Origin of the sequence: Streptomyces sp. NPDC056361, assembly GCF_042262805.1 — a bacterium.
Taxonomy (GTDB): domain Bacteria; phylum Actinomycetota; class Actinomycetes; order Streptomycetales; family Streptomycetaceae; genus Streptomyces.
The window spans coordinates 16,704-28,252 of record NZ_JBHJQI010000031.1; the positions used below are offsets into that span (position 1 = coordinate 16,704).

An 11,549-nucleotide genomic window follows, 5' to 3' on the forward strand; every position below is an offset into this window, starting at 1 on the left:
TCAGCTCTCCTCGGAAACGGGCCAGGTGATCCGGTCGGTGGGTATCCCGTCGTCCAGGCGGCGGAGTTCGCGCGGCGCCAGGACACGGGTGCGCAGGAGCTCGGCGGCCACCAGACGGGCCACCTCGATCGCCCCGGGCGGGTTGAAGTGCGTGTTGTCCTGCTCGGTCGCGGTCCAGTTGAAGTACGTCTTCGTCGCCTCGGGGCCCAGTTCCTGCCACAGGGCCAGCGACAGCGCCTCGATGTCCAGCAGCGGCACGTCCGCCTCGGCGGCCGCCTCCCGCATCGCCGCCGGATACGCGCCGTGCGTGCGCAGGGCCGTCCCGTCGGCGGCGAACTTCCGCCGCTCCACGGAGGTGGCCAGCACCGGAAGCGCGCCCCGCGCCCGCGCGCCCTCGACGAACACGCGCAGGTTGTCCTGGTAGGTGGTCCAGGGGTCGGTGTGGCGGGCCGGGTCGGCTGCCTTCTCGTCGTTGTGGCCGAACTGGATCAGGAGCAGGTCGCCGGGGCACAGCGCCGCCGCGATCGGTTCGAGCCGGCCCTCGTCGAGGAAGCTCTTCGTGCTGCGCCCGTCGACCGCGTGGTTGGCGACCGCGATCCCCCGGTGCAGGAAGAACGGCAGGGCCATCCCCCAGCCGGTCTCGGGCGCCGCGTCGGCGTACTTCTGGGCGGCCGTGGAGTCTCCCGCGACGAACAGCGTCCGTTCACGGGGCCGGCCCTGCGCCCGCGCCGCGGGGGCCCCGGCCAGGGCGAGCGCGAGGCCCGCCCCGGCCGTGACGACCGCGCGGCGGCCGAAGCTCACTGGGTCTGCTGCTTCCACTCGGCCTGGGCGGCGTTCAGCTGCTCGGCGAGGTGGTCGAGGAACTCCTTGGCGGTGGACTTGCCGAGGAGGACCTTCTGGAACGCGGGCTCGTTGTCGGCCTTGGAGATGGTGTTCCAGTCGGGCAGGTAGTACGGCAGCTCGACGATGGCGGCCTTGCCGCTGAAGAGGACCTCGGCGCCGAGCTTGGTCGGCTCGGCCTTCGCGAGCCACGGGTCGGAGGCGGCCTCGGTGTTGGCGGGGATGGCGCCGGCCGACTCGTTCCACTTGCTGTTGGACGCGTGGGAGGCGGCGAACTCGATGAACTTCCAGGCGGCGGCCTTGTTCTTGCTCGACGAGAAGAGGCCGAGACCGTCGACGGGGTTGGAGACCTGCACGCGGGTGCCGTCGTCCAGCGTCGGGTTGGGGATGCCGCGGAACTTCTCCGTGCCGAGCGCCTTCACGTGGTCCTTGTACGAGCCCAGGTTGTGGTTCAGCATGCCGATCTGGCCGCTGTCCCACTGGGCGACCATCTTGGTGAAGTCGTTGTTGACGTCGGCGGCCGGGGTGGTCCGCTTGAACAGGCCGGCGTACTTCTCCAGGGCGGCGACGTTCTTCGGGTCGTCGACGGTGGTCCTGTCGCCGTTCCAGAAGGACGTGATGCCGCTCTGGCCGTACATGGCGTCCAGGGCCTGGGCGATGGAGCCCGCGCCGCCGCGGATCGTGTAGCCGAAGCGGTTCTCGTCCGCCGCCGTCAGCTTCTCGGCCGCCGCGTAGAACTTCGACCAGGTGGCGGGCTCCTCCAGACCGGCCGCCGCGAACAGGTCGGTGCGGTAGTACAGCACGCCGTTGCTGGCGGAGGTGGGGACGGTGAACAGCCTGCCCCGGCCGCCGGCCGACTTGACGCTCGCGACCATGCCGGCGTTCAGCTTCCCCTTGAGGGAGCTGCCTTCGATCCGGTCGTCGAGCGGTTCGAGCGCGTCCTGCGCGGCGATTCCGGCGAGCATCGCCGCGCCGACGCCGCCGACGTCCGGCAGCGCGCCGCCCTGGATGGCGGTGTCGTACTTCGACTGGACCTCCTTGGAGGCGATCCCGACGTACTCGACGTCGATGTCGGGGTTCGCCTTCTCGAAGTCCGCGATGATCTCCTTCCAGACCTCGGTGCGGACACCGCCGTTGTTGTCCCAGAAGGTGATCTTTCCCTTGCCCGATCCCTCGGTGCCCTTGTCGCCGCCCGTGCCGCTGCCGTCGTCACCGCAGGCGGTGGCGGTCAGGGCGAGGACGCCGGACAGGGCGAGGGCGAGGGCGGCTCTGCGCCGCCCGCCGGGGAAGATGGTCATCGTCGGCTCTCTTCTCTCGGGGTGTTGCGGGGATGGGGATGTGGGGGAGCTCAGGGGGTGGCCCTCGGCGAGGGCGCCGGGGAGGTGACGCGGAAGGCGGAGAACACGGCCGTCCCGGCCTGCCCCGCGCCCACCGGGGCGCCCGCGAACAGGCCGAGGAGCGCACCGACCCACCGCCAGGGCGTGGCCGCGAACTCGGGGCCGAGCCGGACCGGTTCCGCGGCGTCGCCGGAGGCGTACGAGAAGCGGCAGCGCGCGTCCGCCGTGACCTCGATCCGCAGCCGGACCCGGTCCCCGTCCAGGGGCCGGGAGCGCGCCGCGTCCCGCTCGGCTCCGGCGCCGGCCGGGGCGAAGCGGTGGACCAGGCGGACGGTGCCGTCGGGGGCGCGTTCGAGTCCGATCCACGCATACGCGTCGCCCAGGACGACCAGCCCGGCGCGGGCACCGGGCGCCCCGCTGTCGAGCCGCAGCCCGACCTCGACGACGCGGGCACCGGCGGGCAGCCGCTGGGTGAGGACGTGCGGCACGCTCCGGAGGTCGTCCAGGCGTTCCGTACGGACGCAGCCGAGGCGCAGGCCGTCACCGGCGTGGTGCGTGGCCCACCCCTCGTCCGGGTTGGCGGTCCACTGCCACTGGCGGCCGTAGCGCCCGCCGGGGAAGGTGTCGTCGACCGCCGGACGCGCGACGGGCTGCTCGGGCAGCTCCGGCTTGCGGTGCACGCGGACCGGGGCACCGTCGTCGCCGAGCACCGGCCAGCCGTCCCCGTCCCAGCGCATCGGCTGGAGGTGGACGACCCTGCCGTGCGCGCCCGCCTGCTGGAAGTGCAGGAACCAGTCCTCGCCGTGCTGGGTGCGGACCCAGCCGCCCTGGTGCGGGCCGTTGACGTCGGTGTCGCCCTGCGCCAGGACGATCCGCTCCTCGTACGGGCCGGCGAACGACCGCGACCGGAGCGCGCCCTGCCAGCCGGTGGCCACGCCGCCGGCCGGGGCGAGGATCCAGAACCAGCCGGCGTGCCGGTACAGCTTGGGCCCTTCCAGGGTGAACCAGCCCGGGATCCGGTCGGCGTCCACGAGCACCCGGCCCTCGTCGAGGAGCTTGGTGCCGTCCGGGCTCATCCGGTGCCCGACCAGCCGGTTGCTCACCCCGGCGCGGGACTTGGCGAGGGCGTGCACGAGGTACGCCTCGCCGGAGGCGTCGTCCCACAGCGGGCAGGCGTCGATCAGTCCCCGGCCGGCCTTCACCAGGTGCGGGGTGGTCCACGGGCCGCGCACCGAAGGGGAGTTGACCTGGTAGATCCCGTGGTCCGGGTCGCCCCAGAAGATCCGGAACCGGCCGTCGTGGTGGCGCAGCGACGGCGCCCACACCCCGCGGTCGTGCTGCGGGTCGGTGAACGCGGCGGCCGGTTCGAGCCGTTCCAACGCGTGGCCGACGAGCGTCCAGTTGACCAGGTCCCGGGAGTGCAGCAGCGGCAGCCCGGGGGCGCGGCCGAAGCTGGACGCGGTCAGGTAGTAGTCCTCGCCCACCCGCAGGACGTCCGGGTCCGACCAGTCCGCCGCCAGGACCGGGTTGCGGTACGTGCCGTCGCCCAGGTCGCCGGTGATGGCCGCCCGACCCGCGACCGGGTCCGCCGCGGGGCCGCCGGGCCGACGGCCCCCGCCCGCCCCGGTCACGAGGCCACCGCCTTGCGGACCAGCGCCGCCGCCCCGGACCGGTCGAGCCCGCCGTCGGCGACGACGGTCACCACCCGCCGTACGAAGGTCTCCCCGGCCGGCACCGCGAGGCGCCCGGCGTGGGCGAGCGAGGAACCGACACCGGGGTACTCGGCGGCGCGCACGAACCAGGGGTCGCTGCGGGTCTGCGCGGTCGCCCCGGCGAACACCAGGGTCCAGCCCTCGCCCGCGAGGGCCACCCAGTCCGCGGCGAAGCCGTGCACGGCCGCCTCGCCGTCCGCGCCCGAGCCGCGCTCACCGGCCGCGGCGGGGCCGCTCGCACCGCCTCCGCCGCCCGGGCCGAACACCGTCGGCGTCGTGGCCTCCTTGGGCGCGCGCCAGAAGAAGCCGCCGTACGCGGCGCCGGGACGGCCGTTGGTCGCGGGGCTGCCGAGGGAGAGGTCGCGGCCCGCGGTGTTGGTGAGGGAGAAGGTGAGGTCGAGGGCCCAGGCGGAGTCGGTGAGGGCGGTGGCCGCCACGGTGCGGTGCTCGCGCAGGAGCCGCTCGCCGCCGGCCGTCCAGCTCAGCTCCTCGACGAAGCCGTCCGGGTCGCACAGCTTGAACCCGTCGTGCCGCTGCACGCCGTGGTCGTCGAGCTCGACGGAGCCGCGGTCGCGGACGAAGGTGCGCCCGCCCCAGAAGTTGCGGCCGGCGACGTCGGCGACGGCGATGCCCGCTCCCAGGTGGTGCGGGTGGTCGTCGGGCAGGGCCTCGGTGACCACGCGGCCGGCGAGGGTGGTGACGGGGTGCAGATAGGGGCGCGGCGCGTGGTCGGGGGCGAGATCGGGCCGGGTGGTGTAGCGGGCGACGGTGCGGCCCGCGCAGCGCAGCAGGGTCGGCGGCTCGGTGCTCATCGGACCTCCGCCCGGTGCGACGGCGCCCAGGCGGCGCCGAGTTCGGAGAAGAGCCGCAGCCCGTCGGCGCTGGCGTCGACCAGGGCGTCGACGCCGTCGACGACCCGGCGCGGCGCGCTCTCGCCGGGCTCGGCGTGCCAGTGCGCGTCGGGGATCGCCAGCGGGTCCGGCGCGGTCCGCACCGCCTCGACGACCCGCATGAACGCACCGGTCGCCGCCGGCGGCACCCGCAGCGGCTCGCCGTCCGTGACGTGCGCGACGAGGTTCTCCAGGAGGTCGGTGCGCCCGTATTCGGTCTCCTCGGGGCCGTGCCCCGCGCGCTGGACGAGGACCCGGTCCTGCCGGTACCAGAAGGTGATCCGCCCGCGGGCGCCGTGGACGATCACGTACGGCTCCGAGGACTTCTCGGCGCAGAGCGTGACGGCGACCGTGACCTGGGTGCCGGCCGAGGTCACCACCCGTACCGCGGAGGTGTCGTCGGACTCGATCGCGTGCGCGTGGAGGAGCTCGGTCTCGATGTGCTCGACGTCCTCCGCGCGGGTGGAGCCGGAGAGCGCGAGGGCCGTGGCGACGGCGTGGGCGAGCGGGTTGGTGAGCGCCCCGTCGACGACGTCGGCGCCGTCGAGCCGCCGGTGTCCGGCCCAGGGCACGCGGCGGAAGTAGGCCTCGTCGCGGACCCAGGCGCCGGCCGCGCCGACCCCGAGGAGTTCGCCGATGGCGCCGTCCCCGATCAGGCGGCGGATCGCGGGCACGGCGTGCGAGCCGAGCGACTGGAAGCCGATCTGGCAGGCCACGCCGGCCGCCTGGACGCCGTCGGCCATCCGGCGGAACTCCGCGTACGACGGGGCGGGCGGCTTCTCCAGGAGGACGTGCGCCCCGTGCCGGGCGGCGGCGAGCGTCATGTCGGTGTGGGTCTGGATGGGGGTGGAGAGCACGGCGATCCGGGCGCCGGTGGAGGCGAGGAGCGCCTCGAAGTCGGCGGACTGCTCGGGGTCTCCGATGCCGTCCAGTTCGGCCGCGTCCAGCGGGCGCAGCTCGCAGACGCCGGCGAGCCGGACGAGCCCGCGCTCTTCGAGGCGGCGGATGTTGAGGAGGTGGCTGCGGCCGTGGCCGCGGGCGCCCGCGAGGACGACCGGCAGCGGGGTGCGTGCGGGGTTCATGTCTTCCTTGTCCGTGGGGGTGCCGTTCATCCCTTCACCGCCCCGGCGCTGAAGCCGGTGACCAGCCACTTCTGGATGAAGGCGAACACGACGACGACGGGGACGGCGGCGATGACGCCGCCCGCGGCGAGCGCGCCGAGGTCGACGCTGTCGGCGCCCATGAGGGTGTTGAGGCCGACGGGGATCGTCTGCTTGTCCTGGCTGCTGAGGAACATCAGGGCGAAGAGGAAGTGGTTCCAGGCGTGGACGAAGGCGAACGAGCCGACGGCGACCAGGCCGGGCCGCAGGAGCGGCAGGACGACGATCCTGAAGGCGTGGAACCGGTTGCAGCCGTCGACCCAGGCCGCCTCCTCCAGGGAGTACGGCACGTTCCTGATGAAGCCGCTGATGAGGATCATCGACAGCGGGAGCTGGAAGACCGTCTCGGCGATGATGACGCTGCCGAGCGAGTTGATCATCCGCAGCTCGGCGAAGATCTGGAAGAGCGGCACGAGGAGCAGCGCGCCCGGCACGAACTGGGAGCACAGCAGGGCCAGCATGAAGCCCTTCTTGATCCGGAAGTCGAAGCGGGCGAGGGCGTATCCGCCGGCCAGCGCGACGACCGTCGTCATCACCAGGACCGCGACGCCGATGAGCAGGCTGTTCTGGAAGAAGACGCCGAAGCTGCGCTCGTTCCACACCTTCTCGAAGTGCGCGGTGGTCACCGGCCACGGCACGAGCGAGGTGGAGCCGGCGGGCCGGAGGGCGAAGAGCAGGATCCAGTAGAAGGGGACGAGGGTGAAGAGGAGGTAGATCCCGAGCGGCAGGTAGATCTGCCAGCGGGGCACCTCGTCCCAGGCCCGGCGCCGGCCGCGCGGGGCGGCGGGCGGGGTCCGGTCGGGCGGCGGGGCGGCCGCGGGGGCGGCCGGGGCCGCGCTCAGGGTGGACTCGGCTGTCACTTGCCGTCGCCTCCGAACTTGCTCAGGCGCAGATAGACCATCGAGCAGAAGAGAAGGATCACGAACGCCACCGTGGTGAGGGCGGAGGCGTATCCGAAGTTGTGGGCGTCGACGCTGGTGTGCGCGATGTACAGCGGCAGGGTGGTCGTCTCGCCCGCGGGGCCGCCGCCGGTCAGCGTGTACAGCAGGTCGACGTTGTTGAACTCCCAGACCGCCCGCAGCAGCGTCGACAGGACGATCGCGTCCCGGATGTGGGGGAGCGTGATGTGGACGAACTGGCGGATCCGGCCCGCCCCGTCGACCTCGGCCGCCTCGTACAGGTCCTTCGGTACGGACTGGAGGTCGGCCAGGATGAGGATCGCGAAGAACGGCACCCCGCGCCAGAGGTCCGCGACGATCGCCGCCGGGAACACGGTGGAGGTGTCCGAGAGCCAGGACGTGCCGTACGTGCCCAGGCCCAGGTCCGCCAGGTAACGGCTGATGCCCGTCTGGGAGTTGTAGAGCAGCACCCAGATCGCCGAGGTGAGCACGCCCGAGACCGCCCACGGCGAGAAGACCAGGGCCCGGCCCAGGGCGCGGCCGACGAACGTCTGGTTCACGATGAGGGCGAGCGCGAGCCCGAACAGCAGCTGGAGCGTCACCTCGACGACGACCCACTTCAGGCTGAAGGTCAGCGTTCCCCAGAAGTGCGGGTCCTCGGTGAAGATCCGCGTGAAGTTGTCCAGGCCCGCGAACCCGTTCCGCCAGGGCTTCGTGGGGTTGTAGTGCTGGAGGCTGTAGTAGAAGACGCTGAGCACCGGGTAGGCGATGAAGCCCAGCATCAGCAGTCCGGCCGGGGCGATCAGCAGGTACGGAAGTCGGCGGGGGCTCGCTCCCGTGCGGCGGCGTGCCCGTGCCGGTACGGCCGGGGGCGGTGGGGTCACAGCTGAGGCCATGACGGCGGCTCCGTTCTCGGTGAAGCGCTTCGCGAACGACGTTCGAGATCTCGGACAGGCGGGACGCGGTGCGGGACGGACGGTCGGACGGCCGGGGCCGCCGGGCGGGGCTCAGCCCGCGTACGGATCGGGGGTGGTTCCCGGCCGGGCCAGGAACGCGAAGTCGCAGCCGGTGTCGGCCTGGGAGACCTGCTCCATGTACAGCGCGCCGTAGCCCCGCTCGTACCGGGCCGGCGGCGGTGTCCACGCGGCCCGACGGCCGCTCAACTCCTCCTCCGTGAGGTGCAGATGGAGGGAGCGTGCCGCGACGTCGAGGGTGATCGTATCGCCCGTGCGGACGAGGGCGAGGGGTCCGCCGACATGGGACTCCGGCGCCACGTGCAGCACGCACGCCCCGTAGCTCGTCCCGCTCATCCGGGCGTCGGAGATCCGGACCATGTCCCGCACCCCCTGCTCCAGGAGGTACCGGGGGATGGGCAGCATGCCGTACTCCGGCATCCCCGGACCGCCCTTGGGGCCCGCCCCGCGCAGCACGAGCACGTGGTCGGCGGTGATGCCGAGGGCCGGGTCGTCGATGGTCCGCTGCATCGTCCGGTAGTCGTCGAAGACGACCGCCGGGCCGGTGTGCTTCAGCAGCCGGGGCTCGGCCGCGATGTGCTTGATGACGGCGCCGTCCGGGCAGAGGTTGCCGCGCAGCACCGCGACCCCGCCCTCGGCGGCCAGCGGCCTCGCCCGGTCCCGGATCACCTCCTCGTCGTGCACGAGCGCGCCGGCGAGCTGCTCGCGCAGGCTCCCGTGCGAGACGGTCGGCCGGTCCAGGTGCAGCACGTCGGTGAGCCGCGACAGGAACCCGGTCATGCCGCCCGCGAAGTGGAAGTCCTCCATCAGGTACCGCCCGCCGGGCCGCAGGTTCGCCAGCACCGGCACCGTCCGGGCGATCCGGTCGAAGTCGTCGAGGGTGAGCTTCACCCCGGAGCGCCCGGCCATGGCGATCAGGTGGATGACGGCGTTCGTCGAGCCGCCGAGCGCCAGGACCGCCGCGACCGCGTCCTCGTACGCCTCCCGGGTCAGCAGCTCCGACAGCCGCAGGTCCCGCCGTACGAGCTCCACGATCCGCAGGCCCGAGGCCGCCGCCATCCGGTCGTGCCCGGAGTCGACCGCCGGTACGGAGGAGGCGCCCGGCACCGTCACGCCCAGCGTCTCGGCGGCGGCGGTGAGCGTGGACGCCGTACCCATCGTCATGCAGTGGCCCGGGGAGCGGGCGAGTCCGCTCTCCAGCTCGGCCATCTCGCAGTCGCCGATCAGCCCGGCCCGCTTCTCGTCCCAGTACTTCCACATGTCCGTGCCGGAGCCGAGCGTCTCGCCGCGCCAGTGGCCGGGCAGCATCGGACCGGCCGGCACGAACACGGTCGGCAGGTCGACCGAGGCGGCGCCCATCAGGAGCGCCGGCGTCGTCTTGTCGCAGCCGCCCATCAGGACCGCCCCGTCCACCGGGTACGAACGCAGCAACTCCTCCGTCTCCAGGGCGAGGAGGTTGCGGTAGAGCATCGGCGTCGGCTTCTGGAACGTCTCCGAGAGGGTGGAGACGGGGAACTCCAGCGGGAAGCCGCCCGCCTGCCACACGCCCCGCTTCACGGCCTGGGCCCGGTCGCGCAGATGGACGTGGCAGGGGTTGATGTCGGACCAGGTGTTGAGGATCGCGATCACCGGCTTGCCGAGGTGCTCCTCGGGCAGATAGCCGAGCTGCCGGGTCCGGGCCCGGTGGCTGAACGAGCGCAACCCGTCCGTGCCGTACCACTGGTGGCTGCGGAGCTCTTCGGGCCTGCGGAGCTCTTCGGGCCTGCGGCCCCCGCCGTCGGGCTCGGGGCTCATATCGGCCACCCGCCGACGATCGCCGCGACCTCGGCCCGTGCCGCCTCCGGGAGTTCGCGGCTCGGCGGGCGGATCGCGCGGCGGCACAGGCCGAGGGAGGCGAGGGCCTCCTTGACCACCGTCACGTTGTCGGCGCTGCCGTTCGCCGCGCGCAGCTCCTCGAAGCGGCGGATCCGCTCCCACACCTTCATCGCCGTCGGGTAGTCGCCGGCCCGCAGCGCGTGCAGCATCTCCAGGGAGAGCCCGGGGGAGACGTTGACCAGTCCGGAGGTGAAGCCGGTCGCGCCGCTCGCGAAGTACGCCGGGGCGTACGGCTCGGCCAGGCCCGCCACCCAGACGAACCGGTCGAGGCCCGCGTCCCGCGCGAAGCCGGCGAAGCGGGCCGCGTCCGGCACCGCGTACTTCACGCCGACGACGTTCGGGCAGGCGGCGCCGAGCTCGGCGAGCCGGGCCCCGCCCAGGAGCGGGTTGCGGATGTAGGGGACGACGCCGAGTTCGGGGACGGCCTCGGCGATGGCGCGGTGGTAGTCGACCCAGCCGCTCTCGGAGACGTACGGGTGGACGGGCTGGTGGACCATCACCATGTCGGCGCCGGTGGCGTGGGCGTGCCGGGCGGCTTCGACCGCGGTCGGCACGTCGTGGCCGACGCCGACCAGGATCACGGCCCGCCCGCCCGCCTCCTCGACGGTCGCCTCGGTGACGGTGCGGCGCTCCTCGGGGGTGAGGGCGTAGAACTCGCCGGTGTTGCCGTTCGGCGTGAGGGTGCGGACCCCTCCGTCGAGCAGCCGCCGCAGCAGCGCGCGGTGGGCGGCCGTGTCGACCGAGCCGTCCTCGGCGAAGGGGGTGACCGGGATCGCCACGACGTCGGCGAGGGCGGCCCTCATTGTCTCGAATTCCATGGTGCCTCGCAGTTCGTTCCCGGGCCGGAGCCCACGGGGTGGGCGCCCGCCCGCTGTTCACGGGGGAAGGGGGTGTCGGCATCGGCATCGGCGCGGTCGCGCCGGTCCTCGCGGTCGTCTTCGGCCGGTCCCGGTGACCGACGGGCGGCGCGCCGGGTCCGGCCGGCGGGGCGGCCGATACGGGAGGCGCCTATGACGGGAGGCGCCTGCTACGGAAGGCGCCTGCCAGGGACGGCGCCTGTGACGGGAAGGGGCCCGCTACGCGAAGAAGCCCGCTGGGGAGAGCGCCTGCTACGGGAGGCCCGCTAAGGGAAGGCGCGCTCGACGAAGGAGGCGATGTGGTCGTGTACGGCGCGGCCGGCCCCGTCGACGTCGCCCGCGACGGCGAGCCGCAGGATCTCCTCGTGCTCCGCGGCCTCGCGTTCCCAGGAGGGGACGGCGGCCCAGGCGACCGTGGAGACCAGGGCGGCCTGGTCGCGGACCTCGTCGAGCATCCGGCCGAGCAGCGGATTGCCGCAGGGCAGGTAGAGCGCGCGGTGGAACTCCCTGTTGGCCAGGGAGCGTTCCGCCGGGTCCTCGGCTCCGGCGGCCCGGCGCAGCGCCTCGTGCGCCGTGTCGAGCGGGGCGCCCGAGGCGACCGCGCGGCGGACCGCCTCGGGCTCCAGGAGCAGACGCACGTCGTAGACGGCGCGGGCCATGTCCGCGTCGACCATCCGGACCGTGACGCCCTTGTACTGGCTCATCACCACGAGCCCGCTGCCCGCGAGGGTCTTGAGCGCCTCGCGCACCGGGGTCTTCGACACCCCGAAGCGCGCGGCGAGTTCGGTCTCCACGAGCGCCTGCCCGGGGCTGAGGCCCCCGGTGAGGATGTCGTGCTTGATCGCTTCCAGGACGTACTGGGTGCGGGACGGGATGGGGCTGGGGGCGAAGGCCATGGAGCACTCTCAGATCTCGTGTATCGCGTCTCATATATGACGTACGAAGTGCAACGGGCATGAAGTTAGGGGGGTGTTCGTGTTTCGTCAATGCTTCGCACAGGGTTCG

10 protein-coding genes are annotated in these 11,549 nt (G+C 73.2%); all 10 read right to left on the reverse strand.

All coding sequences use genetic code 11. The features are described 5' to 3' along the window. The 10 genes from ACFCY7_RS12940 to ACFCY7_RS12985 all read right to left on the reverse strand — a co-directional run bounded on the left by ACFCY7_RS12940 (window position 1) and on the right by ACFCY7_RS12985 (window position 11,440). Window positions 1-801 (reverse strand): rhamnogalacturonan acetylesterase, encoded by an 801-nt coding sequence (locus ACFCY7_RS12940; protein WP_376483952.1) that lies wholly within the window; start codon window positions 799-801, stop codon window positions 1-3. Next, window positions 798-2,138, reverse strand: a complete 1,341-nt coding sequence (locus ACFCY7_RS12945) for an ABC transporter substrate-binding protein (protein ID WP_376483954.1) — start codon at window positions 2,136-2,138, stop codon at window positions 798-800. Before ACFCY7_RS12945 ends, ACFCY7_RS12940 begins: the two co-directional genes overlap by 4 nt. A 50-nt stretch (window positions 2,139-2,188) precedes the next feature. After that, complete coding sequence (locus ACFCY7_RS12950) at window positions 2,189-3,727, reverse strand: family 43 glycosylhydrolase (protein WP_376484019.1); 1,539 nt, start codon at window positions 3,725-3,727, stop codon at window positions 2,189-2,191. Window positions 3,728-3,804: 77 nt separating this feature from the next. Then, complete coding sequence (locus ACFCY7_RS12955; protein ID WP_376483956.1) at window positions 3,805-4,701, reverse strand: PmoA family protein; 897 nt, start codon at window positions 4,699-4,701, stop codon at window positions 3,805-3,807. Then, complete coding sequence (locus ACFCY7_RS12960) at window positions 4,698-5,861, reverse strand: Gfo/Idh/MocA family protein (protein ID WP_376483958.1); 1,164 nt, start codon at window positions 5,859-5,861, stop codon at window positions 4,698-4,700. Before ACFCY7_RS12960 ends, ACFCY7_RS12955 begins: the two co-directional genes overlap by 4 nt. 26 nt (window positions 5,862-5,887) lie before the next feature. Further along, entirely contained in the window at window positions 5,888-6,781 is an 894-nt protein-coding gene (locus ACFCY7_RS12965) for a carbohydrate ABC transporter permease (RefSeq protein ID WP_376484021.1), read from the reverse strand. A gap of 14 nt (window positions 6,782-6,795) precedes the next feature. Then, complete coding sequence (locus tag ACFCY7_RS12970) at window positions 6,796-7,734, reverse strand: carbohydrate ABC transporter permease (protein ID WP_376483960.1); 939 nt, start codon at window positions 7,732-7,734, stop codon at window positions 6,796-6,798. Between the two features lie 111 nt (window positions 7,735-7,845). Next, entirely contained in the window at window positions 7,846-9,606 is a 1,761-nt protein-coding gene (gene araD / locus ACFCY7_RS12975; protein ID WP_376484023.1) for an L-arabinonate dehydratase, read from the reverse strand. Then, window positions 9,603-10,505 (reverse strand): dihydrodipicolinate synthase family protein, encoded by a 903-nt coding sequence (locus ACFCY7_RS12980; RefSeq protein ID WP_376483962.1) that lies wholly within the window; start codon window positions 10,503-10,505, stop codon window positions 9,603-9,605. The genes araD and ACFCY7_RS12980 overlap by 4 nt, the downstream gene beginning before the upstream one ends. Window positions 10,506-10,810: 305 nt before the next feature. After that, window positions 10,811-11,440: a GntR family transcriptional regulator gene (locus ACFCY7_RS12985; protein WP_376483964.1), complete on the reverse strand. Its 630-nt coding sequence runs from the start codon at window positions 11,438-11,440 to the stop codon at window positions 10,811-10,813. Between the last annotated feature and the right edge of the window lie 109 nt (window positions 11,441-11,549).